This is a genomic window from Herbaspirillum autotrophicum, from assembly GCF_001189915.1.
In the GTDB taxonomy this organism is placed as follows: domain Bacteria; phylum Pseudomonadota; class Gammaproteobacteria; order Burkholderiales; family Burkholderiaceae_D; genus Herbaspirillum; species Herbaspirillum autotrophicum.
Genome location: NZ_LFLS01000023.1, coordinates 61,298 through 87,900 on the forward strand (window position 1 = coordinate 61,298; position 26,603 = coordinate 87,900).

At 57.4% G+C, this 26,603-nt stretch carries 24 protein-coding genes; 13 read left to right on the top strand and 11 right to left on the bottom strand.

Annotation, left to right across the window (positions count from 1 at the left end):
• Positions 1-108 precede the first annotated feature (108 nt).
• The 4 genes from AKL27_RS17670 (at position 109) to AKL27_RS17685 (ending at position 4,878) form a co-directional block, all read left to right on the top strand.
• A complete protein-coding gene (locus tag AKL27_RS17670) occupies positions 109-807 on the top strand; it encodes a response regulator (protein WP_050464172.1) in 699 nt (232 codons plus the stop codon).
• The gene (locus tag AKL27_RS17675) at positions 807-2,102 is read left to right on the top strand and encodes an ATP-binding protein (RefSeq protein WP_083439127.1); all 1,296 of its coding nucleotides are present in this window, start codon (positions 807-809) and stop codon (positions 2,100-2,102) included. The genes AKL27_RS17670 and AKL27_RS17675 overlap by 1 nt, the downstream gene beginning before the upstream one ends.
• 237 nt (positions 2,103-2,339) lie before the next feature.
• Positions 2,340-4,106 (top strand): methyl-accepting chemotaxis protein, encoded by a 1,767-nt coding sequence (locus tag AKL27_RS17680; RefSeq protein ID WP_050464173.1) that lies wholly within the window; start codon positions 2,340-2,342, stop codon positions 4,104-4,106.
• 124 nt (positions 4,107-4,230) lie between these two features.
• On the top strand, positions 4,231-4,878 hold the full coding sequence (locus tag AKL27_RS17685) for a Vat family streptogramin A O-acetyltransferase (protein WP_050464174.1): 648 nt from the start codon (positions 4,231-4,233) through the stop codon (positions 4,876-4,878).
• Positions 4,879-4,884: 6 nt separating this feature from the next.
• Here the strand turns inward: AKL27_RS17685 and AKL27_RS17690 are convergent, their stop codons facing one another.
• From AKL27_RS17690 to AKL27_RS17705, 4 genes are all read right to left on the bottom strand, one after another.
• Positions 4,885-6,597, bottom strand: coding sequence for a methyl-accepting chemotaxis protein (locus AKL27_RS17690; protein WP_050464199.1), 1,713 nt, complete (start codon positions 6,595-6,597; stop codon positions 4,885-4,887).
• Positions 6,598-6,881: 284 nt separating this feature from the next.
• The gene (locus tag AKL27_RS17695) at positions 6,882-7,601 is read right to left on the bottom strand and encodes a hypothetical protein (RefSeq protein ID WP_157056977.1); all 720 of its coding nucleotides are present in this window, start codon (positions 7,599-7,601) and stop codon (positions 6,882-6,884) included.
• A gap of 3 nt (positions 7,602-7,604) precedes the next feature.
• Positions 7,605-8,015, bottom strand: a complete 411-nt coding sequence (locus AKL27_RS17700) for a Rha family transcriptional regulator (protein WP_198156004.1) — start codon at positions 8,013-8,015, stop codon at positions 7,605-7,607.
• Between the two features lie 123 nt (positions 8,016-8,138).
• Complete coding sequence (locus AKL27_RS17705) at positions 8,139-8,993, bottom strand: Rha family transcriptional regulator (protein ID WP_157056979.1); 855 nt, start codon at positions 8,991-8,993, stop codon at positions 8,139-8,141.
• 266 nt (positions 8,994-9,259) lie between these two features.
• Between AKL27_RS17705 and AKL27_RS17710 the strand changes: the two genes are divergently transcribed.
• The 4 genes from AKL27_RS17710 (at position 9,260) to AKL27_RS17725 (ending at position 12,516) form a co-directional block, all read left to right on the top strand.
• Positions 9,260-9,619 (top strand): helix-turn-helix domain-containing protein, encoded by a 360-nt coding sequence (locus tag AKL27_RS17710; protein WP_050464178.1) that lies wholly within the window; start codon positions 9,260-9,262, stop codon positions 9,617-9,619.
• Between the two features lie 402 nt (positions 9,620-10,021).
• The gene (locus tag AKL27_RS17715; protein ID WP_232311020.1) at positions 10,022-10,588 is read left to right on the top strand and encodes a YfiR family protein; all 567 of its coding nucleotides are present in this window, start codon (positions 10,022-10,024) and stop codon (positions 10,586-10,588) included.
• A gap of 73 nt (positions 10,589-10,661) precedes the next feature.
• Positions 10,662-12,008, top strand: a complete 1,347-nt coding sequence (locus AKL27_RS17720; RefSeq protein WP_083439128.1) for a diguanylate cyclase domain-containing protein — start codon at positions 10,662-10,664, stop codon at positions 12,006-12,008.
• Between the two features lies 1 nt (position 12,009).
• Positions 12,010-12,516: an OmpA family protein gene (locus AKL27_RS17725; protein ID WP_050464180.1), complete on the top strand. Its 507-nt coding sequence runs from the start codon at positions 12,010-12,012 to the stop codon at positions 12,514-12,516.
• A gap of 26 nt (positions 12,517-12,542) precedes the next feature.
• Here AKL27_RS17725 and AKL27_RS17730 read toward each other — a convergent pair whose 3' ends face one another.
• A complete protein-coding gene (locus AKL27_RS17730) occupies positions 12,543-14,102 on the bottom strand; it encodes a methyl-accepting chemotaxis protein (protein WP_050464181.1) in 1,560 nt (519 codons plus the stop codon).
• 362 nt (positions 14,103-14,464) lie between these two features.
• Between AKL27_RS17730 and rnk the strand changes: the two genes are divergently transcribed.
• Complete coding sequence (gene rnk / locus AKL27_RS17735; protein WP_050464182.1) at positions 14,465-14,875, top strand: nucleoside diphosphate kinase regulator; 411 nt, start codon at positions 14,465-14,467, stop codon at positions 14,873-14,875.
• Positions 14,876-14,993: 118 nt separating this feature from the next.
• Here rnk and AKL27_RS17740 read toward each other — a convergent pair whose 3' ends face one another.
• Positions 14,994-15,323 carry a hypothetical protein gene (locus tag AKL27_RS17740; RefSeq protein ID WP_050464183.1) on the bottom strand — a complete coding sequence of 110 codons (330 nt, stop codon included), beginning with the start codon at positions 15,321-15,323 and terminating at the stop codon, positions 14,994-14,996.
• 126 nt (positions 15,324-15,449) lie between these two features.
• Complete coding sequence (locus tag AKL27_RS17745) at positions 15,450-16,043, bottom strand: hypothetical protein (RefSeq protein ID WP_050464184.1); 594 nt, start codon at positions 16,041-16,043, stop codon at positions 15,450-15,452.
• 617 nt (positions 16,044-16,660) lie between these two features.
• Between AKL27_RS17745 and AKL27_RS17750 the strand changes: the two genes are divergently transcribed.
• From AKL27_RS17750 to AKL27_RS17760, 3 genes are all read left to right on the top strand, one after another.
• Positions 16,661-17,164: an RNA polymerase sigma factor gene (locus AKL27_RS17750; protein ID WP_050464185.1), complete on the top strand. Its 504-nt coding sequence runs from the start codon at positions 16,661-16,663 to the stop codon at positions 17,162-17,164.
• Positions 17,154-17,969: a FecR family protein gene (locus tag AKL27_RS17755; protein ID WP_050464186.1), complete on the top strand. Its 816-nt coding sequence runs from the start codon at positions 17,154-17,156 to the stop codon at positions 17,967-17,969. The genes AKL27_RS17750 and AKL27_RS17755 overlap by 11 nt, the downstream gene beginning before the upstream one ends.
• Positions 17,970-18,074: 105 nt before the next feature.
• The gene (locus AKL27_RS17760) at positions 18,075-20,489 is read left to right on the top strand and encodes a TonB-dependent siderophore receptor (RefSeq protein WP_198156005.1); all 2,415 of its coding nucleotides are present in this window, start codon (positions 18,075-18,077) and stop codon (positions 20,487-20,489) included.
• Between the two features lie 19 nt (positions 20,490-20,508).
• Here the strand turns inward: AKL27_RS17760 and AKL27_RS17765 are convergent, their stop codons facing one another.
• The 4 genes from AKL27_RS17765 to AKL27_RS17780 all read right to left on the bottom strand — a co-directional run bounded on the left by AKL27_RS17765 (position 20,509) and on the right by AKL27_RS17780 (position 25,490).
• Positions 20,509-21,708: a threonine ammonia-lyase gene (locus AKL27_RS17765; protein WP_050464188.1), complete on the bottom strand. Its 1,200-nt coding sequence runs from the start codon at positions 21,706-21,708 to the stop codon at positions 20,509-20,511.
• A gap of 135 nt (positions 21,709-21,843) precedes the next feature.
• The gene (locus tag AKL27_RS17770) at positions 21,844-23,487 is read right to left on the bottom strand and encodes a methyl-accepting chemotaxis protein (RefSeq protein WP_050464189.1); all 1,644 of its coding nucleotides are present in this window, start codon (positions 23,485-23,487) and stop codon (positions 21,844-21,846) included.
• A 294-nt stretch (positions 23,488-23,781) separates the two neighbouring features.
• Entirely contained in the window at positions 23,782-24,468 is a 687-nt protein-coding gene (locus AKL27_RS17775; protein ID WP_050464190.1) for a GntR family transcriptional regulator, read from the bottom strand.
• Entirely contained in the window at positions 24,465-25,490 is a 1,026-nt protein-coding gene (locus AKL27_RS17780; protein WP_083439129.1) for an asparaginase, read from the bottom strand. The genes AKL27_RS17775 and AKL27_RS17780 overlap by 4 nt, the downstream gene beginning before the upstream one ends.
• A gap of 118 nt (positions 25,491-25,608) precedes the next feature.
• Here AKL27_RS17780 and AKL27_RS17785 point away from each other — a divergent pair.
• The coding region (locus AKL27_RS17785; protein ID WP_050464191.1) for an MFS transporter at positions 25,609-26,603 on the top strand (995 nt) is incomplete at its 3' end.

The following is a 26,603-nucleotide window of genomic DNA, read 5'->3' on the forward strand; positions in this document are numbered from 1 at the left end:
AGAGATTCGTGTCCAAATGTGTTTCTTTACACGCAGATGTTTTTGTTTGTAATCGGCGCTCATCGCGCCTCCCGGGCCGCTATCATGCGCACAGGGAAAAGGAAGTGCATGAAAAAAATACTATTGATAGAAGACGATATCCGGCTTGCCGAATTGATATCCGAATACCTCTGCCGTTACGACTTCAACGTGGTTCAGGTATTGCGTGGTGATCAGGCACTGAGCGCGATTGCACGCGAACAGCCGGATGTGGTGATTCTCGATCTGATGTTGCCCGGCATGGATGGCATGGATATCTGCCGTCAGTTGCGCAAAAGCTCGGCCTTGCCGGTACTGATGCTGACTGCGCGCGCCGACATTTTCGATCAGGTTACCGGTCTGGAAATCGGTGCCGATGATTACATGCTCAAGCCGGTGCAACCGCGTCTGCTGCTGGCCCACCTGCGCGCCATATTGCGACGCCAGGAAAACCATCCCGACAGCAGTCCGAATCGCGTACTGCGCTTCGGTGAACTGCAGATTGATCTGGCTGCGCGTCAGGTGTGCTGGAAAGGCAATGAGATTGATCTGAAGACATCCGACTACAACCTGTTCGTGATTCTGGTGCAGGCCGCCGGCCATGTCCTGAGCCGCGACGAATTGCTGCGGCGCTGGCGCGGCATCGATTTCGACGGCATGGATCGTACCGTCGATGTCAGCATCTCGCGGCTGCGGCGACGTTTCAATGACGATGCGCAGGAACCACGCAAAATCAAGACCGTCTGGGGTCGCGGCTATCTGTTCAGCCCGATCGCCTGGGAGGAATAATGCTACGCATATTGTTGCGGCTGTATCTGTTGGTGGCAGCATTGGCGATACTCTCTATCGTGATGGTCGAACGCGGTTTTCCGTATCTGTTCGCAGACCAGTTCGAGCAAGCCGTAGAGCGTGAATACCAGACCGAAATTTTTTTGCTGCGCCGCTATCTTGACGGTCACTCCTTGCAACAACAGCAGCTGATGCTGGATGACCTCAATCGCTTGTCAAGACGCCGTTACCACTACATGGAGCCGGAAGAAATCGATCAACTGACGCCCGCCATCCGGGAAAAACTGACGCATCAAAGCCTGGTCTGGAAAGGCGGCGGCGGCAGATGTTGTGAAATTTATGCACCGCTGGCCAATGGCGGTGTACTCGCCGTCAACACTGTCAACGATTTGCAATGGCTGGAGTCGGTGGCTTACGTGGTCTTTTTACTCATGCTGCTGGCCGCAGTCTGCATCTGGCTGGTGCCGCATTGGCGCGATCTGGAAAAGCTGCGCATGGCAGCGGCAAAATTCGGCACCGGGGCGCTCGATGCACGCGCCGGACTCTCCGGCCGGTCGTCGATTCGCCAGTTAAGCAGCCACTTTGACAACATGGCTGATCGCATCGGAAAGCTGATCCAGTCGCAGCGCGACATGATCAATGCGGTATCGCACGAATTGCGTACACCGCTGGCACGGCTTGAATTCGGCCTGGATAATCTGCTCGACAAGGTGAGCGGCGAAGCCGCCGAAAAACGAATTCATGGCTTGCGTGGCGATGTTGGCGAACTGGAAACACTGGTTGCCGAACTGCTGACGCTGGGTATGCTGGAACACGACCGGCAAGCGGTATTTACGGAACGCGTGACGTTGTCATCCTTTCTGCGCGAATCAACCGGCATTGCCGGCGAGGCCTGGCAACAAAAGAACATGTTGCTGACCTGGGCCATCGATCCGCTGTTGCATGAGATCGTCACGGAACCGCGCAGTCTGGCGCGCGCCTTCTCGAATCTGGTACGCAATGCCTTCCGCCATGCCCGTGGCCGCATCCTGATCCGGGCCGAAATCTACGATGCCACCCACTGGAACCTGATCGTCGAAGATGACGGCAATGGCATTCCGTTTGCAGAACGGGAGCGGGTGTTTGAATCGTTTTACCGGCTGGATCAGAGTCGCCAGCGCGCCACCGGCGGCTTTGGTCTCGGTCTGGCGATTGTCAAAAAAATCGCCGAACGACATGGCGGCAGCATCCGCGTCGAAACCTCCGAACTCGGCGGCGCCATGTTCGTCATGCGTTTGCCATTGCAATTAAATTAAGATTTTTTCCTTATGCGCGGCAGCGCTGACATGCGCTGCCCGCATATTGCCGCCAAATTCCTCCGAAGGCAGGCTGGAAGAGGAAAGCAGACCCGAAATACGTGGTCTGTTTTCACGATCCATAGCGCAAAACCCGACTAAGCTACCTTACCGCCAAACCGATCAGTGTTGCCGCCTGCGCATTGATACATTGAAAACAATTCCGGGTTTGGCATATCAATCCGTCAGGGGAAAAAAATGAGCATGCTGGGAAATATAAAAATCGGAAAACGTCTGGGCATAGGATTTTTCCTGATCCTGTTGTTTGCCATCGCCATCACGGCAATCGGTATCTGGCGGCTGGATATGGTGGCGACATCGACCCGCACCATGATGGCCCAGCCGCTGGCGAAAGAACGTTATATCGGCGACTGGTATCGCAACATCGTCAGCGGCGTGCGGCGCACGCTGGCCATTGCCAAAAGCAGCGATGATTCGTTGGGCGCTTTTTTTGCAGACGATGTCAAGATCAGCACCCAGACATCCAGCGTTCTGCAAAAACAGATTGAGGCGCTGATCGACGGCGATGCCGAAAAAACCTTGTTCGGCAAGCTCGGGGAAGAACGCAAGACCTATATCGCTGCCCGCGATAACGTCATCAAATTGAAAAACGAGGGCAAGACCGAAGAAGCTGCCGATGCATTGAACAAGGTATTCATTCCTTCTGCCGACCGCTATCAGAAAGTGATCCAGGAGTTGCTCGACATGCAACGCAAGACCATCGACCAGATGGCTCAGGAAATCGATGACGTTGCCCGTCACAGCAAAATGCTGATGACCGGTCTGGCCGCGATGATGCTGGCACTCGGTGTCCTGTGCGCGTGGCTGCTGACCACCAGCATCACGACGCCGCTGGCAGCCGCCGTCAGGTTGTCGCGCCGGATCGCTGACGGCGATCTGACCGAACAATCGCCGGTCCGGTCACGTGACGAACTGGGGCAATTGAATCAGGCGCTCAATGACATGAGCAACAGCTTGCTCAATATCGTGGCGCAGGTACGTCAGGGTGCAGATACCATCGCCACCGCATCGAGCCAGATCGCCAGCGGCAATCTGGATCTGTCGTCGCGTACGGAACAACAGGCCGGTTCGCTGGAAGAAACCGCATCGGCCATGGAAGAACTGACGTCCACCGTCAAACAGAATGCGGACAATGCGCGACAGGCAAATCAGTTGGCAGCCTCGGCATCCTCGGTCGCAGTCCAGGGTGGTCAGGTGGTAAGCCAGGTGGTCGACACGATGGAAGCCATCAACAGCTCCTCAAAAAAGATCGTGGACATTATCAGCGTCATCGATGGTATCGCCTTTCAGACCAATATCCTGGCATTGAACGCCGCGGTGGAAGCAGCGCGTGCCGGTGAACAAGGTCGTGGTTTTGCCGTAGTGGCCTCCGAAGTGCGCAGCCTGGCGCAACGCAGCGCGGCAGCGGCCAAGGAAATCAAGGGTCTGATCGACGACTCGGTGGAAAAGGTTGGCACCGGCAGCAAGCTGGTGGGACAAGCCGGCGTCACCATGGACGAAGTAGTATCGAGTGTCAAACGCGTGACCGACGTCATGGGTGAAATCACGGCGGCCAGCCAGGAACAGAGCACCGGGATCGAAGAAGTCAACCGCGCCATCACGCAGATGGATGAAACCACGCAGCAAAATGCGGCACTGGTGGAACAAGCTGCCGCTGCAGCACAGTCGCTGCAGGATCAGGCCGGTAATCTGGTCCACGTCGTCAGTGTCTTCAAGATCGACGGCCAGCACCGGGTAGCGCAAGCGGCGCCGGCGACGGTGCACAACGTTCCGGCGAAAAACATCACGCCGGCAGCGACACGCCTGACGCCGCCGACCCGCACCGCAATCGCCAAACCTGCAACACGGAACGTGAGCAGCGGCGCACCGAAAGCAACGCCAAAAGCACTTGATCGTCCGGCGCCGTCACAACGCGACGATGCCGATGAATGGGAGCAATTCTGATTCGTCCGGCGTAGACTGATCCGCAATACGGCGTCCCTTGCGGACGCCGTATTGCATTTGGCCCGGCATGGTTTCAGGCTGACACGCTAAAATCAGCGTTGTCCGCATAGCCGAGAGGATCCCCATGAATGGCCCCAGCCCGACCACTGTCCATCCGATGACTGGTTTCCCGCAAGTCTGTTTTATCAAGAATACCGTCACCAATCCCGACATCATCATCGGCGACTACACGTATTACGATGATCCGGTGGATGCCGGCAACTTCGAACGCAACGTGCTGTATCACTATCCGTTCATCGGTGACAAGCTGATTATCGGCAAATTCTGTGCATTGGCGCGCGACGTCAAATTCATCATGAACGGCGCCAATCACAAAATGTCGGGGCTCTCCACTTATCCATTCCAGATTTTCGGCAATGGCTGGGAAAAGGTGATGCCAGCGCCCGAAGACTTGCCCTTCAAGGGCAATACCGTGATCGGCAATGATGTCTGGATCGGCTACGACGCGCTGATCATGCCTGGCGTCCATGTCGGCAACGGCGCCATCATTTCAGCGCGTTCCGTGGTCACCAGCGATGTTCCGGCCTACACCATCGTTGGCGGCAATCCGGCACGCCCGATTCGCACGCGCTTTCCGGATGCCGTTGTCGCCCAACTGGAAAACATTGCCTGGTGGGACTGGCCGATCGGGAAGATCAGTCGTCACCTGGCGTTGATCGTCGCGGCCGACATTGATGCCTTGCGCATCTGTGCCGGCCTTGATGAAGAATAGCGCCGGTTAAAACTCTTCCCACGAACCGCCGTCATCTTTCGCCGCAGCAGTCGTCAACGCCGGCTTGGCAGGCGTAGCCCGAATGTTTTTTCGGGCCGTGGTCAACGCTGAAGGACGCGGTGTGATATTGACCGCCGGCTTGCCGCGCGTCACGGGCACCTGGCCGATGGCGACGTTGCTCAGTTTGAAAATGCCGACCACTTCGGACAACTTCCCGGCCTGATCCTGCAGCGATTGCGCCGCTGCTGCTGCCTGCTCCACCAACGCCGCATTTTGCTGCGTGACTTCATCCATCTGCGTAATGGCCTGATTGATTTGTTCTATGCCGGAACTTTGTTCCTGACTGGCAGAACTGATTTCGCCGACGATGTCAGTGACGCGTTTGACACTCTCCACCACGTCGTTCATGGTGACACCGGCCTCATGCACCAGCCGGCTGCCAACCCCGACCTTGGCCACGGAATCATCGATCAGTCCCTTGATTTCCTTGGCTGCTGCCGCGCTACGCTGAGCCAGACTTCGCACTTCACTCGCCACCACCGCAAAACCCCGGCCCTGTTCGCCCGCGCGTGCTGCCTCGACCGCCGCGTTCAATGCCAGGATATTGGTCTGAAAGGCAATGCCATCGATGACGCCGATGATATCGACGATCTTTTTCGAAGACTCATTGATCGAACTCATGGTACCAACCACCTGGCCGACCACGTCGCCGCCACGCACCGCGACTTCGGATGCCGAAGTCGCCAGGTTATTGGCTTGTCGCGCATTGTCCGCATTTTGCTTGACGGTGGACGTCAGTTCTTCCATGGCCGAGGCGGTTTCTTCCAGCGAACTGGCTTGTTCCTCGGTGCGCGACGACAAATCCAGATTGCCGCTGGCGATCTCGCTGGATGCCGTCGCAATGGTATCGGTGCCCTGGCGTACTTCACCGACAATCCGCAGCAAGTTGTCGTTCATGACCTTGAGTGCGCGCAGCAACTGTCCGGTTTCATCTTTACCGCTGGACTGAATATCCGCGGTCAGATCGCCATCGGCTACCCGTTGTGCCACTTCGACTGCGGCACCGAGCGGCCGGGCAATGACCCGCGCGACCCACATCGCCAGCGAAATCGACAAGGCGATACAGACGCCCATCAGGATGAAGATACCGAGTCGGGCCTGGCCGTAAATCGTATCGGCACTCTTGTTGGAGCCATCCGCGCCGCTGTCGTTGATGACCGTCAACCGTTCCAGTTGCTCCTGCGCCTGACGATATACCACGGCGGATCTGCCACGCAACAGCTCGCGCGCTCCGTCGGCATTGGATGCGGACGAAGCGGCGATGATTTTTTGATGCTCCTCGAGAAATTCTTCGATCAGTTTTGCCGTTTCCGGGTAGAGCGTTTTTTCTTCCGGCTCCGTGATCAGTGCCGCGTATTTTTTCTGCAACGCAGTCAGGTCCGTGATTTGCGCGACCAGCGTTTTCTCGATGTCGGCGCGCTGTTCCGGCGCCGCCAGCACGTGCTGCTGGTCATAACTGCGAACCCGCGCCAGGCGCAATTCGATCTGCGACAACACCCGGATGCTCGGCAGCCAGTTGGTCGCGATGTTGGTCGATGCCTGATTTACCTTGTCCAGTTGATTGATGGCATAGAAACCAAGACCCCCCACCAATACAATGACAGCAAGAAAGGTAACGATCAGTTTTCTCGCAATTTTCAAGTCATAGAACCAGTTCATTTTGCATCCTCCCGGGATTGAATTCTCATACAGCGCATCTTGAAAATTTGCCGTCTTGATTTTTTCCCGGAGCGCGCCTGCACAGAAAAATTTCCCGTGCATCGCGCGTCATTCTCCGGTCGTCTGACTATTGCACGAAAGCTATACGGCATCAAATTTCCACTTGGCAACGTCCGTTAGACGCAACGCTTTTGGTGCGTGCAGACAGGTAGTTTTTGACCTGCAGGCACGACCCTGACAACCTGCTTACAGCGATGAAAAAATCGCGGTAAATTTACCTCTCCTTACATGTCAGCGATACGACCGACAACACATGAAGCGCATTGCAGATGAACGCTCCACACTGCGACCGACAGGATCAGTACTACCAGCAGCAACATCCACCACGGTGTCGGATTGCGATTGCAGACCGCACGCTTTTTGCACCAGAGCTGCGCCAGATTCAACAGGGTCACGGTCGGTAACAGCGCGATCAATACGCCAGCCGGTCTGAGATAAGGGCCGAGATGGATCGGTTCAGGCATCAGGAACAGTTGGTTGAAAAACAGTTCGAAACCGACGAGCCACTGCATCACCCGATATGTCTGATCGCTCCAGAGCATCATGAACAACATTTGCAGCGCCGCCGCCAACACCACCAAGACCATGAACGGCCAGATACCGAGTCTGACCGGCACCAGCAGCGAAGTGCCGATCTTGTGGTTGATCCAGCCCCACAATGCAAACGGCAAATAGAAAAATCCGAACAGCATTTCAAACCACAGCAAGATGCGCCAAGGATTGCCGCTGCTGCGCAACATCAGGTAGCTCGCCAGCATGAAGAACAGCAACAAAGTCAATGTCAGGTAAGCGTAGCTACGCCGCTTATGGAGCCAGTAAAGCGCCAGCGGCATGGTCGCCATCGGCAATAACAACAACGGCAGATATCTGCGGTACGGCTGCATGAAAATTTTCGTACCGTCAATTGTCAGGGCAACACAAGCGTGGTCATCGGCAGGTAGCATGGGTCACTCCTTGTCAGCGGCTGGCGATATGGCGCGCTGACCGTGTTCGCCGGTAGCGGCCGGCGGCAAGCTTTGCACCTTGTTGAACTGATCGAGATACGCCAGTTTCAACTGCGGTGCTTTCTTGCCGGAAAAGGACATCGCCAGCAGCGTAAAACCATCGCGAGTCATTTGATACGCCTGCGGCTTGCCGCTGCAGGCATCTGCCGGATGCGAACTGACGCGCAACTGCAAGAAATTGCACTCACACCAGCGCATCGGCAAATCCGGCTTCAACGCATCGATATGCAACAGTATCTGTTGATGCGACCGGCCAAAAAAGCGCGCCACCATATCACTGCGGGTCATTGCCTCGCCGTGTACGTAGTAAACGATCTCCGGCAAGACTGCGCGAGAAAATGAAACTACCGTCATATGCATCTCCTGATTGATCAAGATATGCCGCACCCTCCCGAGTACGGCGCCAGTCTCCGTGAGTCCTGTATTTGCCGCAGCAATGCAGGAGCGGCCTGATGGCCTGTTATGCAATGCGGAAATTCAACGCTGCGCGCATATGCCGTGTTCGCGGGTCGCACCGCACCACGGATAGGAACTGGCGTAGTCGTACGGAAACCGCAGTCCGGCTTCAACTGCCAGTTGTCTGGCAATGGCGGCGCCATCAATGACATCATCTTCAATACCGGCGGCGGCCTCGCGATACAGACGACGTATCGACCGCCGGTGTACCTTCCACCAGGCAGAAATCCATAGCATGTGCCGGCACAAGGCGGCAGTGTGGGATTCCGGCGGATTCCCGAACGCCGCTTTCCAGCGCTGCGGATCGCCGCCCGGCGCTTCACGCGAGAGCATCAGGCGATGAATGTATTCAATCGCCAGCGGGATATGTTCGGCCGCGATATGCGCCACGGAAGTCACTGCAAATCGCTGATGCAGCAAGCGATAAGCCTGCGACAGATTGACTCCTTCAGTGCGTTCGACCAACATGCGCAGCGCGGCGGTCAATGGCGCCCGGCTCAGACGGTCAGACAACGCGGTACGATGTTTTCCGCACTGCAGTTCCCGCAAATGAAATTGTTCCAGATAGGCCAGTTGCAGCCGGCTGGTATTTCTGCCGGTAAATTTCATCGTCAACAGCATGAAGCCGTCGCGCGTGATGTAGCAATAGCCGGCAACGCCCCTGGCTGTCATCGGCTGCCGCAGGAAATTATGCTGGTACCAGCATTCGGGTAACTCGACCGTCAGCAATTCGATTTCCAGCATGACTTCTTTGTGGCTCCTGCCGAAACAGCGGGCAACCTGCCGGCTGCTGGTCACGACCGCACCATCAACGTCAAATATCAGGCCATCGCCGGCCATCCCTGCCAATCCCCCGCTTGTATCAGCAACGCGCATGCGCAATTCCCCTTTATCAACAGATCTCCCCAATACCGGATGGCCGCCGGCGCCGACAAAATAATCGGGCGGCCGCAGCTCGAATGAATTCAACAGAACGGCATTTTTTGCTCGCCGTAGTGAGCTGCCTGCATCCGCTGTCTTTTGATGAGTAGAGCGGGACGTCTCTCATAAGTTCAACCAAATTGGTTGACTGCTCATCTTTTATTGTTGTTGCAGTCTAGCGCTTGATAGACAAGGATACGGGTTGCTATTGGAGGGTCACTATGGATAAGGATGCAAAATTCGATTTGGCGCGGGCCGTCGGCAAAACCATTGCGAAGAAACGGGTCACCCTCGGCCTGTCTCAGCAGCAATTGGCCGAACGACTGCATATCGGCGACGAAGCCATCTCGCGCATTGAACGCGGCACCGTTATTCCCAACGTGGCCCGCTTGTCAGCGCTGGCGGACGTATTCGAGTGCGGCATGGATGAGTTGATCGGCAAAGCCAGCAATCGCGCCAGTGATCAGGGTGCCTACCTCAACAATCTGCTTTCCAGGCTCAAGGATACTGATCGTGAAATGATGCTGGATATCATTGAAAAGCTGGTCAACCGGCTGACCAAAAAGAGCACGCCCCGCTGAATCCGCAGAAAGTTTGCGGCAATCGGGCGCAGCGACGCTCCCGCAGTCCGCGCTGACCACTCAGCCGACGCCATTCCCATGACCGCCATTTCATCCATCAGACGACGCCAGACGGCCATGTGAGCGTTGTGCCTTGCCATCACAAATCAATTTACTTTTTGCTTGTGCTTACGTACAGTACAGCAACAATCTGCTGTGCGAGACTTCGCCACAGATAGGGGGGCTCGACAAGAAAACAGGATACGGCAAAGTCCGGCCATGGCAACAGGCCGGTCTTTCAAAATACGCGACCCGTAACGGCACACGATATTGTGTTACCAACAACTCCAGCCATTCAGAGCCATTGCGCTCTGCAATTTCTATGAATACATTGCGCTTAGCCGGCGACAGGGTGATTTCGTCATGAGTCGATATCAGATGCAGAAATCGTTTTGCGGAATGCGGCGCTATCTGACTTCCCTGTATTTTCTGATGCTGTCGCTGTGCGCCGGCGCCGTTCAGGCGCAAACTGCGGCTGACGGCAAGCAGGCAGCGGAAGTTGCTCAGGTGGTGCTGGGCATCAGCAGCTATGCGCGCTGGCCAACGGCGCATCCCGAATTGCTGATCTGCGTTGTCGGCCGCGCCAAATATGCCGACACCCTGCTGGACGGCAGTGCGTCGTCGCCGGGATTACGCTTCAAGGCCCAGCAATTGCCGCCCGGCGTTGCCCCAGGTCCGGATTGCCATATTGTTTATATCGGCACCACCAGCGACGCCGAACGCGAGAAGCTGTTCAGCCAGATTACCGGCCGTCCGATTCTTTCCATCAGCGAACCGAATATATCCTGCTCGGTGGGCAGCATGTTCTGTCTCAAATTCAAGGATTCCCAGTTGGTTTTCGACGTCAATCTGGACTCGATCGCACGCAGTGGTTTGCGGGTACACCCGAATGTGCTGCAACTGGCCAAACGCAAGACGCAATCGCCATGAGCATCGCCCATTTCATGCATCTCCGGGGACTGTGCTGGCAAGCGCCTGAATGCCGCTCACGAGGGCCGCGCGCATGAGCACCCGCAAACTGTTCACGCGCCCGACGCTGGACAATGTTCTGCGCCGGGCACATCTGAGCGTGGCGCTGATCGCCGTAGTGACCGCCGGCATTACGCTGACCGCTGCCGGGCTCTTCGCCGTGCGCGTGTACTCCGAACAAAACCTGCGGCTGGTCGCGCGCTCGATGAGCTATACCGTCGAAGCGGCAGTGGTGTTCAGCGATGCCGTTGCGGCACGTGAAGCGTTGGTGCTGATTGGCGCCAACGAAGACATTGATGAGGCAGAAGTCAGGGATATCCACGACAAAATTCTGGCGCAATGGAAACGCCCCAAGGTAGGCGCCCGTTATCAGCTGGAGCACGCGCTCGGCGCATGGATCATGCCGGCGTCCTTATCGTTCCCCATTATTCATGGTGATTCCGAAATCGGTCAGATCCGGCTCACGCCGCACAGCCGTGGCCTGCTGCAATTCTTGCTGACCGGCCTGGCTTGCGTGCTCGTCTGCCTGCTGGTCAGCACGATGGTCGCGGTGCGGCTGTCGCGCCGGATGGAAACCGGCATCACCGGACCGCTGCGCAACCTGGCTGAAATCGCCCATCGGGTACGCCGTGACCGCTCTTTCGAATTGCGCGTGCCGCCAGCGGAAATCGCCGAACTCAATCAATTGAACGATGACTTCAACGCGCTGCTGGATGAGCTGGAAGCCTGGCAAAATCATTTGCAGAAAGAGAATGCCTCGTTATCGCATCGGGCCAATCACGATAGCCTGACCGGTTTGTCCAACCGCGCATTTCTCGAAACCGAACTGGAACGGGCGGTGGCCGAGGCCAGTCTGTCGGGCAGTCGTGTCGCCGTATTGTTTCTCGACAGTGACCGCTTCAAGGAAATCAACGATACCTACGGCCATGCTTCAGGTGACGAAGTGCTGGTCACGATTGCAGCCCGGATCAAGGCCCAGTTGCGCGAAGGCGATCTGGTCGCGCGCCTCGGTGGCGACGAGTTCGCGATTCTGCTCAAACCCTTGCGCAGCAGCAACGATGCGGTCGTGATTGCAGACAAGATCATCGAAGACATGCATAATCCGATCCCCCTGCCGACCGGAACGACAATCGTCACATCGTTGACTATCGGCGTGGCCGTATTTCCCGATCATGCGTGCGATCCTGCCGCACTGCTCGGTGCTGCAGACGAAGCCATGTACCGTGCCAAACAAACCCGGCGCGGTACCCGTCAGACCGCCGGTAACACGGACGCCGTCAAAACCGGTGGCGGTACATCGGGCGCAGATAAATCTGATGCGGGTAAGTCTGACGCTGGTAAATCTGATGCAGGTAAATCTGAATTAACCACTGGAGAATGACATGTCGAATTCCTTTTACCGTTCGTCGCTGCGCCTGCTCGTGCTGGGATTGCTGGCGCTGCAACTGAGTGCATGCGGAACCCCTCCGGCTGCGCCAACCGGTCTGTCAGCGGCACAGGTCAGCACCTTGCAGGAAAACGGTTTTCAACAAACCGACGATGGCTGGGAATTGAGCTTTGCCGACAAGCTGCTGTTCGAGAGCGACTCGTCGACGTTGGCGGGCAAGAGCCATGCCGCTGTCGAAAAGATCGGCAAGGCCCTGATCGGCGTCGGCATTGAACGCCTGCGGGTCGAAGGACATACCGACAACGTCGGCTCCGATGCCTACAACAACAAGTTGTCGCTGGCCCGCGCCGAAGCCGTGGCCGGTGTCCTCAACAGTACCGGCATTGCTTCATCCAACCTGACCGTGCGCGGCCTCGGCAAAAGCAAGCCGGTTGCCGACAATGCGACCGCCAGCGGCCGTATGGAAAACCGTCGCGTCACCATCATCGTCTCGGCCCCCTGAACCACTGGCTGATCAGCAAGCGTCCGTCAGGCTGAACGCTCCAGCGTAAATACGCTGACCACGTCGACCAGATTGGACGCCTGCTGCTGCAATGACTGCGCAGCAGCGGCAGCCTGCTCAACCAGCGCTGCATTTTGTTGCGTAGTTTCATCCATCTGCACGATTGCCCGCCCTACCTCATCAATCCCGACGCTCTGTTCCTGGCTGGCGACCGCAATTTCCTTGACCACTGTCGTCACCCGCTGAATGCTGGCCACCACCTGCTCCATGGTAGCGCCGGCCTGTTCCACCAGACCAGTGCCGAGATTGACCTTTTGCACCGAGTCATCAATCAGGCCCTTGATTTCCTTGGCCGCAGAAGCACTGCGTTGCGCCAGACTGCGCACTTCCGATGCCACCACCGCAAAGCCGCGGCCTTGCTCACCGGCACGCGCCGCTTCGACGGCGGCATTCAACGCCAGAATGTTGGTTTGAAAAGCAATGCCGTCGATCACGCTGATGATGTCGACGATTTTCTTCGATGAGGTATTGATTGCTTCCATGGTGTCGACCACTTGCCCGACTACCGTGCCGCCCTGCTGCGCCACTTCCGATGCCGATACCGCCAGTTGGTTGGCCTGACGCGCATTGTCGGCATTTTGCTTGACGGTCGAAGTCAACTGTTCCATCGCGGACGCCGTCTCCTCCAGCGAACCGGCTTGCTGTTCAGTGCGGTTCGACAAATCCATATTGCCGACGGCGATTTCATCCACCGATTGCTTGATGGAATCCGTGGCTTGCTGAATACCTTGCACCGTCGAGATCAGGCGTTCCTTGGTATAGGCAATCGCGGCCACCAGACTGCCGGTGTCGCCCTGGCGCAATGCCACCTGACCAGTCAGATCCCCGGCGGCAATCTTGCGTGCAATTGCAGCGGCTTCGGCCGGCTCACCGCCGATAGAATGAAAAATGCGCCGCACAACCGCTGCCGCAAACAAGGAAATCAAAGCTCCCAGCACCAGCAATACCAATGCCGAACGCAACAGCGCACGCTGGAAATCGGCCTGGATATCGTCCTCATAAACGCTGGCGATAAAATCCCAGTTCCATGGCTTGAAGCGTTTCACGAATCCCATCTTGGGGCTGGCCGCCTGCTCGCCCGGCTTCGGCCACCAGTATTGCAGATACCCCTCACCGGCCGGAGAACTGCCGATGGAGGCAATGATTTTGTACAGCTCGCCGCCCTTGGCATCCTTGAAGTCCCCCATTTGCTTGCCGTTCAGTTTGGGATTGATCGGATGCATGATCACCACCGAATCGGCGCCGACCAGCGTGATGTAACCATTGCCTGAATAACGCTGATCGCTGACGCGCTCGATCGCGGTACGTTTGGCTTCTTCCAATGTCATTTTTCCTGCCGCTACCTGCTTGTCGTAACCGGTCAGCAAGGAATACGACATTTCAGTGATGTCCAGCAATGCATGGCGGCGCTCGGCAATTTGCAAATCGCGCGTCTGAAATGCGTGCCAGACCGACAACGCCAATAATCCCAACAAGGAAAATATCAAAGGCAACCACAGTTGTTGCTTTAACGATAACTTATGCATGATGCTCGCTTCTATTGAGGGTTGGCTCCGCACTGCGGCGGATGCTGAATACCGCAGTTAACGACATTTACCGCTGGTTCTTGATAGATTTTTTTCCACTGCGGCAAGCACCAACGCGCTGCCATGCGATCTGCGGACGTTGAGAGATCGACCCGGCCCGGCCGCAGGTTTGACAGATACTGGCAACTAGTCCATCCTTGCTCGCATGAATATGATCCTGAACACGTCTCCGGCACTGATGTCCGTCACCCCTTGCGGGTGGTGGGTGAGCTAACGTCTTCAGGAGTTATTTCAACCCGCCCTTTCCAGGCGGGTTTTTTATTGCCGCCTGCCGGGCTTTACTACAGCCAACAGGAGCTTCCATGTCACAACAAGCATCGCAACAAACCGCCATTCCGCCGCCAATCACCGTCTCGGTTGCGGATTTTCAAAAAATCGAAGCACTGCTGGACATGCCGGCCTATCGCAAATTGCCGGGCATTGCCGCTTTGCAAAGCGAACTGGACCGCGCCAATGTAGTGGATGTCGCCGACATGCCGGCAGACGTCGTGGCAATGCATTCGACCGTGCGTTTCATCGATGATGTGAGCAAGCAGGAATTCAGTCTGACGCTGGTCTATCCACAGGAAGCCGGCAGCCCCGATGCCGTATCGGTATTGGCGCCGGTTGGCAGCGCCTTGCTGGGATTATCGCCGGGCCAAACCATCGCGTGGCAAGTGCCGGGCGTGCGCAGTCTGTCGCTGCGCGTATTGTCGGTACAGCCGCCGGCCTGAGTTGAATCGGTGAGGTTGCTGCGAGGCCATGCTGCGGCGATATGTGCCGCATGTCCTTCAGATGGCAGCCATACAGAGGAATCCTGCCGCTATCCGGTTATGCACCGGTTGCGGCAGATCAGCCCAGAACCAGTGCCGTCATGCCGTTTTCGTATAGTGCGTCGTAACAACGGGTGCAGTGCGGACAAAGCAGATGTGAGCGTTTTACCTGACGCCGGCGCAAAATCAATTCCAGTGCAACACCGGAACAGTGCGGGCAGGTTTCTCGCATGGGGCCGGCAGACAGGATGTCTGCGGTCAGAAAACCGGCCTCGACAGGGATACCGTCGACGACCTCGCGCGGATCCAGTTCGATCAATGTCAGAACGGTAAGCGTGCGATTGCGTCGCTCAATGCTGACAGGCGGAATCCAGGATCGATGTCCGGATGTCGATGCTGCAATATTCATTTCCACACTCCTCCTGGAGCAAATCAAGCAGCGTGCCTTCCGCGCCCAAGCTTTCAATCTAGTCGAGATGCGGTCAAAGTCAAGACGGCCATCGCGCCGGTCAACGGCATGGTGCCACGCGATTTTTCAACAGGGTTCTTTGGGGACCGAGGGACGTGATAACGAAATATATATGCCGAGCGGGGAAATTGCGGTAGCCACGGACAGGAACGTGGCGCCGATCAGCAACAGGCTGGCGGCGCTCAGCGTAGGCGCATGGAAAGTATGATCGTGCCAGGTAACGCGGGGCGCGGAAAACCAGAAGAAAACATAGAGACAGAACGTAAACAACATGCCGCCGGCAATACCGCAAAACAACCATTCGATCCTGAATGAAGCACCATTCCTGTCCTGATCCAGATAAGGCATCAAGGAAACTTCCCGGGCCTGACGACTATAGCCGAACCAGAACAGGCACCAGGCAATCAACAATATCGAGCCAAGAGCACAATACAGAATGACCACTTGCGCCGGAAACGGATCGCGGCCACTGATGATACCGACGCGTTCGGCAGAGTCCAGCGCCTTGACCACCGGCATGCACCAGGCCACCAGGTCTCGTCCCCAGCGCGGGGGCGAGAACCACAACGCGCCGAGATACAACGCGTAGCCCGTCGCGAGAAACACGATGCAAGCCAGCAGCACCGGCCTCGACAGATTGTCTCTTGCAAATATGTTCATGTTGCTGGTCCTCTTTTGGCTTGGCTCAGAGAGCGACATCGACACGCAGGGTGCAAGATCATGCTGGTCCGGCTGAGGCTGCATGCTGCGCATCGGCGCTGCACAGGTCGGCCGCACTGCACTGGCCCCGATGGGTTGGAGCGACGTTCGAATGAAGCCGGAGGCTCATGTTATATCGCGAAATATTGCCGCATTGCAATACGCGTTTTACCTACGAGTAATTTGACTTCAGCCTCGCAAAATAACGCCCCGAACAATCTCCGGCATCGCCCCGACTGCGGCGGACAAAGGCCTCTCGCGAATTGACATGCGCGCGATCAAAAGCGGAATCGGGATTTGCTCATCGAAAAGCCGAAGCACGCCCCCCTATTTTCCCGAAAATAATAGAAAAATTTCAATGGCACTCGCTGCTGACGAAACAACACCCGTGTTTTTGCCGATATCGGTAACACACCATCGGAGGTCCGCGCCGGCGGTGATCGGCGCAATGCAGGCGGAAAAAAGATAACGCCAAACTATCGAAAAATTACTATTGAGAAAGAATTTATTCTATTTATACTTCGCGGCTCCATGCACATTGCCTTCGCATAATTTTGCCGCGCAACTCTTCCTTACCGATGTTGATTCAGGCACTGCTTCGTCATTATGACGAGCTGACGGAGCGCCTGTACCGCCGTTTCGGAGACAAGAACTTTGCCCGTGACGTGATGCAGGATGTCTGTGTGCAATTGCTGGAACGTCCTCCGAAAATCACCGTGCGAACACCGTTCGCTTTTCTGCGCCGGGTCTCGACCCACCTTGCCATTGACCGCTATCGGCATGAGGCACGGCAGCAATTGCGTATCGAGTATGTCGCCGATCTGCCAGACCACGCTTCGCCGATGCCAACGCCGGAACAGTCGCTGCAATCCAGCCAGGAACTTGACCAGCTGATTTCATTGATTGAAAATCTGCCTCCCCGTTGTCGCGAAGTTTTCGTCATGCACAAGATTCACCAGTTGCCGCAAGCCGAAGTTGCGGCCCGGCTCAATATCTCGCGGCAGATGGTGGAAAAACATTTGCGCGTCGCCATGACGGCTTGCCGGCAACGGCTGCAACGAGGGTCGCCACATGAATCCTGACCGCATCGCGGGCGACGATCAGTTCGCCGCCGAGGAACACACTATCGCGCTGTATCGGCATGCATTGCAGGAACGTTTCCCGTTACCACCGCAAAAGAAATCACGCCGCCCGGCAATCGCCGGACTGGCGTTGTGCCTTCTGGCCGCCGGATTGGTCTGGCTCGACCCGGCCTATCGCAGTGAGCAATTCGCCACGGCCATCGGCGAACAACAGCAATTCCGGCTCGCCGACGGCAGTCAGGTCAGCCTCAATACCGACACCGCAATGCGCATCAGCTGGCATCTGCGCTCACGCGATGTCGATCTGCAGCGCGGCCAGGTCTTGTTTGATGTCACCAGCGAACGCTGGCGTCCATTCCAGGTCAGAGCCGCGCATACCAAAGTGCATGTGCTCGGTACCCGGTTTGAAGTATGGCGTCATGCCGATGCGGTGCATGTCACGGTGCTGCGAGGCCGGGTAAAAGTCTCGGGAGCGGGCGGCAACACCGAACTCGGACCGGGCCAGCAAGTTGTCGCGCATGCCGGTGCGTTTACGCCGGTCCGGCTGGTCGATGCGGCCAGAACGAGTTCCTGGCAAAACGGCAAACTGGTTTTTGATCGGGTGCCTTTGCGCGATGCATTACAGGAAGTGCAACGCTACAGCCGCCATACCATCAGTCTCGACGATCCGGCGCTCGGCGAGTTGCTGGTGTCCGGCATGTTTGACGCCACGCATGCCGAAGCAGTACTGGATTTGTTGCCGACGATCTTGCCGGTAACCCTGCGCCGCGACACCAGCGGCACCATTCATGTCGCCGCCCGCTGAATTGAAATAACGCCGCCACCCGGCGCCGCAAAAATTGCAGCCGGGTTGGGTAAACGCGATGCCATGTCGGCTTTCTCCATGAACACCTATTTCAAGGAGAACAGCATGAAACATGCACCGCGTCATCTCACGGCATCCGCGTTCCGTACCCGGCCGCCGAAACTGGCACTGTTGGGAGCCACCATGTTACTGGCGGCGACGAACTACGCGCATGCCACGAAAATCGCCTGGGACATTGCACCGAAACCGCTCGATCAGGCCCTCAATGCGCTGGCCAGACAGTCAGGAATCCAGATTCTGTTTGCCAGCGACATCGCTTCCCGGTTGCACAGTCGCCGATTGCGCGGTGTGTTCACCGTCAAGGAAGCACTTGCTCGCTTGCTGTCGGGAAGCGGCCTGACGGCAAAAGAACAGACCGCCAATACCTTCACCGTCCAGATGGTGGAATCGCATTCGCTGCCAATCGTCACCATTCGCGCCGAGCGTGAACCGAAATCGCCACCGGTCGACCACGATCATCTGCCGGTCCCTGACAATCAGCGCAGCAACAGCGGCACCAAGACCGATACCCGCTTGCTTGATTTGCCGCAATCGCTGAGCGTGATCCCGCACCAACAGTACGACGCGCAGGGTGCGCAAAGCATCAATGAAGCACTGCGTTACAGCGCGGGCATTTCTTCCTACGGCAGCAATGCCAACACCGACTTTCGGCTGACCGCAATACGCGGCGCGATGCCATCGGCGCGGCTTGACGGCATGCAGCTCCCGGTCGACTGGCGCGTGGCGCCGTATCAACTGGAGCGCATCGAAGTGATGCGCGGGCCAGCCTCGGTGTTGTACGGTGCCGGCGATCCCGGCGGTACGGTGTACATGATATCCAAACTGCCGACCGCCACACTGCAACGCGAATTGCAACTGCAACTTGGCACCCGGGCCCATCGCCAGCTGGCCGCCGATTTCAGCGGACCGCTGGATGAAGAAAAGAATTGGTTATACCGGATGGTGGCGTTGTCGCAGGAAGCCAGACTGTCAACCGGGCCGCACCGGGATCGCCGCCTGCTGTTTGCGCCGGCGCTTAGTTGGATACCAAATACCAATACCCGTATCAATCTCCGCGCCGAATATCTGCATGACCATGGCAATTCCAGAGAACGCTACTTTCCTGCATCGGGTACCTTGTTGCCCAACCCGAACGGAAAAATTCCCCGCTCGCTCTTCACCGGCGCACCCGATTTCGATGATTACGATAAACGGCAATACGCCTTGAACTATCAAATGACCCACAAGTTCAACGATACCTGGAGCATGCGCCAGGATATCCGCAACAGTCACATGATCGTTGATGAACGGGCCACCTATGCAACAACCGGGCAGTATCCCGATCCGCAATATCCCGGAACAATACAACGCGAGATGAGCATTCACCGTTTCGCCTATCGGATCAGCGGCACAGACACACAATTGCAGGCCCGTTTCAATACGGCCGGGTTATCCCATCTGATGCTCGCGGGTGTTGAATTTTCCCGTTTCAATTATCAGTATCAGAAACGCTACGCGGTTACCCCGGGTCGATTCGATCTTTACCAGCCGAGCTATCCGCCGACCGATATGCGACATTTCCTTTCCCGCAATACCGAAGATTTTCGCCAGGCCAGAACCCAGCTCGCCCTTTATCTGCAGGATCAGATCGGGTTCGGCAAACACTGGCGCGGTACCTTCGGCATGCGCCGCGACTGGACCTATAGCAAAGCCGACAGCCGGCCATTCAGGGATGCCGAAACCTACCAGCTCAAGCAGAAGGATTTCGCCTATTCCGTGCGCGCCGGACTGGCCTATATTGCCGTCAGCGGATTGGCCATTTACATGAGTTACGCCACGTCGTTTTCGCCGATGTTCAACAGCGTACCGCAACATGTCCTTACGCCGACTTTGGGCAAACAGATTGAAACCGGCATCAAATACACGCCGGACAACAGCAAGCTGCAATTCAGTGCCTCGCTGTATGAAATCAGGCAAAGAGATCTGGTGACCAATGTGAGGGACAAGAAGCAAGATGTACAACCGGGCGAGGTACGCATGCGCGGGCTGGAACTGGAAGCCAGCGCCAGGTTCGGCAACAACCTGGATTTACGCGCCAGCTATACGCGGCAGAATATCAACAATCTGCGTTCGGATGAACCGCAGTTGGTCGGCAAATGGCCGGTCGACGTGCCGCGGCCACGACAGATGGGAACACTGTGGGCCGACTACCGGTGGCGCAGCGGAAAACTGTCCGGCCTGACGCTGGGTACCGGCATCCGCTATGTCGGTCAGGCTGCGGGCGATGCGGATAATGGTTTGCGCATCCCCGCGTATGCCTTGCTTGATGCAGCGTTGCGCTATGACTTGCAGCACTGGCAATTTTCTCTGACGGGCAGCAACGTGTTTGATCGTACCTATGTGGCCGGCTGTGAAAACCGCTCACAATGCCGCTATGGCGACAGTCGCTCAGTGCTGGCGACTGCGCGCTATCGCTGGTAGACCGCCACCGGTTCCTGCTTCAGTGCTGTTCCTCGGCATCAAAACCGGCTTGCCGCAACGCCTCGAGTACCGCCGCCAGATGTGGCCGGCCACGGGTCTGCAAGACCAGTTCGATCTCGACATTCTGTGCCGCCAGCATGGTGAACGCGCGCTGGTGATGCACTTCATCGATATTGGCACCGGCTTCCGCCACCGTCGCCGTGATCTTGGCCAGCATGCCCGGCACATCGCGTGAACTCACGCGCAAGCGCGCCAGTCGCCCTGCCCGTACCATGCCGCGTTCGATGATCGCTGCCAGCAACAGCGGATCGATATTGCCGCCTGACAGGACCAGTCCAATGCGTTTGCCACGGAAACGTTCCGGATGCCGCAGCAATGCCGCCAGTCCGGCAGCACCGGCACCTTCGACCAGCGTCTTTTCGATTTCCAGCAACATCAGCACTGCCTGCTCGATATCGCCTTCATCGACCAGCAGCAGATCGCTGACTTCCCGCGCAATGATGTCGCGCGTCAGCACGCCCGGCGTGCCGACGGCAATCCCTTCGGCGATGGTGCTGGTGCCTTGCGGATGCGTGGTGCCCTGCACCGCATTGACCATGGCCGGAAAGCGCGTGGTCTGCACGCCGATGATTTCGATATCGGGCTTGCGGGCACGCGCGGCAACCGCCATGCCGGCAATCAATCCGCCACCGCCGACGGCCACCACCAGCATATCCAGATCCGGCACTGCCGCCAGCATTTCCAGTGCCACCGTGCCCTGCCCGGCAATGATGGCTTCATCATCGTAGGGATGAACAAAGGTCAGATGGTCGCGCTCTGCCAGTTCCAGTGCATGCGCACGCGCCGCGTCCAATGTATCGCCAAACAGGATCACTTCCGCACCAAAGCCGCGGGTCCGTTCGATCTTCACCCCGGGGGTAAAGCGCGGCATGACGATGACCGCGCGCAAACCCAGCCGCTGCGCATGGTATGCCACGCCCTGAGCATGATTGCCGGCCGACATGGCGATCACGCCGCGCGTGCCGGCAGCAGCCAGGTCCACCAGCTTGTTGCAGGCACCACGTTCCTTGAACGATGCCGTAAATTGAAGATTTTCAAATTTCAGAAAGATCTGCGCACCGACAATTTCGGACAGCGTGCGCGACTCGACGCATGGCGTGTCCAGCAGTTGTCCGTGCAGGCGCTCAGCGGCGCGTTCAATATCGAGAATGGTAGTCATGACGAGAATTGTAGAGGGAATCGACGGACCACGGCGGGATTATTCAAGTCCCTCCCCGGATACAGAAATGCTGCGCACCAAATACCGCAGCTTTTCGTATCGCCCCTCCCGGCACTGACACCGGCAACTATTCCCTCATTTCTTGCGGCCCGGATTCCCGCTGTTGCCAGACGCCGGCTGCGACGCGCTCGCTGGCCGGGTGCTTGCCGTCAGTTTGAAAATACTTACCGCCTGCGACAATTTCAGCGCCTGCTCTTTCAGACTGGCTGCCGCCGCAGCGGCTTGCTCTACCAGCGCAGCATTTTGCTGCGTTACTTCATCCATCTTGGAAACCGCCTGATTGACCTGATCAATACCGGTGCGTTGCTCATGCGATGCCGCCGAAATATCACTCATGATGGTGGTCACGCGCTTGACCGACGTCACGATTTCTCCCATCGTGGTGCCCGCTTCGTTCACCAGCTTCACACCGGTATCCACCTTGTTGACCGAGGTATCGATCAGCGTCTTGATTTCCTTGGCGGCAGATGCCGAACGCTGCGCCAGACTGCGCACTTCGCTGGCGACCACCGCGAAACCGCGTCCTTGCTCGCCGGCGCGGGCTGCTTCAACTGCCGCATTGAGCGCCAGGATGTTGGTCTGAAACGCGATGCCGTCGATCAGACTGATGATATCGACAATGCGTCTGGCCGAGTCGCTGATCTCGCCCATCGTCGTTGTCACCTGCGTGACCACATCGCCGCCGGCCACCGCGACCGTCGAAGCAGACGTAGCAAATTCATTGGCTTGCGTTGCATTGTCGGCATTCTGCTTCACGGTCGAGGCCAGTTGGCCCATGCTCGATGCCGTTTGCTGCAAACTGGAAGCTTGCGCTTCAGTACGGCCGGACAGATCCATATTGCCACTGGCGATATCGCGGGTGGCGGTCTGGATCGAATCGACATTGGCCCGCACATCGCCGATGATGGCGACCAGATTGACGCTCATCTGCTGCAAGGCGCGCAGCAGTTGTCCCATGTCGCCGCCCCGGCTGGAATCAAATTTGGTCGACAGGTCGCCGCCGGCAATGGCACGCGACACTTCCGTCGCCAGCTTGAGCGGCTGCACGATTGAGGCCCGCAAGGCATACCAGAAATACAGTACGACCATGATTGCCAATCCGGTCAGGCCCGCAATCCAGTGCCGTTGTCCGGGTATTGCTGCGGCCTGCTCGACGATGGCCAGCGCCCCGATCGCCAGCATCATCACGATCACCGCCCCCATCATCAGCGCGATGCGTATTTGCAGCGGTATATCGCGCAATGCCGCCAGCTTGCCGAGCACACCGGTGCTGACCACCTGTCCCTGTTTGATCGCCAGCCCGCGGGCTTTTTTCTCGCGGAAGCGACGGTAAATTTCTTCGGCTGCCGCGACTTGCTGACGGCTCGGCGTGGTGCGCACCGACATGTAACCGACGGGCTGACCGCCATCGCGAATCGGCGTGACATTGGCCAATACCCAATAGTAGTCGCCGTTCTTGCAGCGGTTTTTCACCATTCCGGTCCACGGCATGCCGGACTTGAGTGTCTTCCATAAGTCGGCAAATGCCTCGGTCGGCATGTCCGGATGGCGCACGATATTCTGCGGCGCACCGATCAGTTCTTGCTCGGTGAAGCCGCTGACTTCTACAAAATAGGGATTGACGTAACTGATGTTGCCGCTGAGATCGGTCTTGGAGACGATTGATTCAGTATCCCGCAACTGATGTTCGTGATTGGTGACAGGCATATTGATACGCATCGAAATCCCCTGAACGGTTTGATTTGTCTTGCTGCGTTTTTATTCACAAACAACCGGAAGGACTCCGGTCACTTTGTTCTGATTCTTTTTCTGGTTGAAAAAAACAGGTTTGAATTTTTATATCAATACGAAATGCGAGTATGCGCAGGCGCTCTATTTGTGTAAAGCACTTATTTTCCGTGCGGCAAAATTGTGTTGTTTGGACATTTCGGGAAATGCAGGCATCAGAGAAAATGGCAAAGCGACAACATCGCTGTTTTCAGTACCCGCCGGGCAAGCGCAGGTTTCCGCCGCTCAGCTCTTGCCTATCGATTGCACGATGATGCGCAAGGTGCCGTCAAGGTGTTCGATGGTGTGCTGTATCGCTTGGCCGACATCACGGTTTTTGTAGCAGGCCAGCAATTGCGCATGCTCGGTATTGCTGCGTTCGATGTGGTCAGGGCTGACATACAACGACAGTGAGATATAGGGGCCGGACGAATCGCGCAGCGACTCTACCAGCCGCGCCAGCCGCGTTTGTGCTTGCGACTCCCACAATGCGGCGTGAAATGCCAGGTTGGCTTCGGTCCATTGCGCGACATCTGCGGTTGCCAGCATTTCGTGATGCAGTTTTTCCGCCGCTGCGAGATCGGCGTCACCAATGCTGGCCATGGCTTCGGTCACCATCATCGGTTCCAGCACCTTGCGCAAACGATAGATTTCCTCGACATCGCCCAGCGTCAATCCACGCACCACCGCACCGCGATGAGCATCGAAAAACACCAGTCCTTCGGAAATCAGCGTGCGCAAGGCTTCCCGGATCGGCGTAGTGCTGACTTCCAGCCGCCTGGCGAGGTCGTCCTGGCGCAAGTGTTCACCCGCAGCCAGACGTCCTTGCAGGATATCGGTACGCAAGGTCTGCACCGCGTATTGATACGCGGTGCGCGGACGACGCGAAGGCTTGGCTGATTCCGGTGACGGGTTGGTTGTTGGCGTTTTCAATGACCTGCTGCTGCATCTGGAATGAAGTCGGGTAGTTTACCCCATTTCTTCAGCCGTTCCCCCAACTCCGCACGCGGCATCCCTGCGGCCAGCAAGGCCCGCAGCAACAGGCGCGCCTTGCGTGGCGACAACCAGCCAGCCAGTAATGCGCCGCGCGCCGCCAGATCGATTTCGGCACCGACGAATCCATACGTGTGTTCTGCCGTGGAGCCGCCGCCGGTTCGGGACGCTATGACCACCGGAACCGTGTTGCCGATACGACTGATGCGCTCGGCAAAGGCAAACGACACATGGCCGGCGCCTTGTGCGGCGACAACCACAGCGTCGTAGCCTGCCTGCACGGCCAGTTCCGCCAGTTCACCATCGTCGCTCAACAGCGCTTCCACCATGGCTACGCGTACCGTATGTACTTGCGGCCGGCCAATCACCGGCCGTTTCGCCGGCCCGTGAAAATACCCTGGCCGCCCTTCCACCAGACGCCCTGCAGCGCCGCCGTCGGGTGATACAAACGCGTGCAGCGACAAGGCATCCGCCTTGCTGACCCAGCGCGCGGCATGAATCGTATCGTTCATCACCACCAGCACACCGCGACCGCGACTGCCCGGTGCAATAGCGGTTTGCACCGCTGCCAGCAAATTGCCGGGTCCGTCAGCACTGACGGCCGCCGGTGTGCGCATGGCGCCGGTCAGGATCAGCGGCTGCGGACGGTCCCAGTAGAGATCGAGAAAGAATGCGGTTTCTTCCAGCGTATCGGTGCCTTGGGTCAGCACCACGCCGACCGCGCCGGCGTCGACCTTGGCTTCAGCCCAACGCAAACATTCCAGCAAATGGTCGAACGACAAGGAGGCACTCGGCAATTGCAACAACGATTCGGCCGAGATCTCGGCAACCTGCGTCAGGCCCGGCACCACCGCTGCCAGTTGTGCGGCATCCAGCGTAGGAGTGACGCCGGCGCCGGCGCTGGCTGCGGTCATGCTGATAGTACCGCCGAGGGAGGCAATGGCAACGGAAGGACGCGTCATGAGGAATTTTCCCAAAAAGAATGATGTAATTGTGCATTATATATAATATATAATCCGTTTTGCCCAATCCGGCCGTTAATTCTGCCGTTAGCGGTCAACTTTCCATGGAGACAACAATATGCCCAAGCAAATGGAAGCGACACGTTATCGCTTCACCATCTTTTTCCTGATCGTCATCATCGCGCTGGTCAATTACATTGATCGTGGCGCGATTGCTTATTCTGCCGACCAGATCATTGATCAATATGGCTTCGACCGCGCCAGCTGGGGAGCCGTACTCGGTTACTTCGGTTACGGCTATATGTTCGGCGCACTCATCGGCGGCGCACTGGCGGACCGGGTCGGATCGCGCCGGGTCTGGATCGTGGCCGGGATTGCCTGGTCGCTGTTTGCGATTGCCATGGTGTGGGCCGGCGATCTGGGCATGGCACTGTTTGGCGGTTCGGCATTGACCGGCTTTGCCATCGTGCGGGTGTTCTTCGGGTTTTCCGAGGGTCCGGCTTACTCCATCATCAACAAAACCATGTCGGCCTGGGCCGCGCCGCAAGAACGCGGTTTTGCGGTATCCATCGGCTTGCTGAGCACCCCGCTGGGCGCGATGCTGACGGCCCCGGTAGCGGTCGGCTTGCTGATGCTGACCGGCAGCTGGCGCAGCATGTATGTGATTCTCGGCGTGCTGGGTCTGGTGCTGATCGGTTTGTTCGCCCGCATCTATACCAATCGTCCGGAAGATCATCCCAAGGTCAATGCCGCCGAACTGGAACTGATCCAGGCCGGCCGCGCACCCGCCAAGGCGACGTCGACTGATGCCGAAGCCTTGCCATGGACCAGTTTTTTCCGCAGCCGTACGCTGATGTTCAATTCGCTCGGTTACTTCGCCTTCATTTACGTCAACTTCATGTTGCTGACATGGACGCCAAAATATCTGCGCGATGAATTCCATTTCAGCCTGTCGTCGCTGTGGTACATCGGCATGATTCCATGGGTCGGCGCCTGCATCACGGTGTTGCTCGGCGGTCGCATTTCTGACTGGCTCTACAAGCGTACCGGCAAGCTGGTCATTGCCCGCAGCTGGTTTGCCGCCGGTTCATTGTTGCTGACCACCTTGTGCTT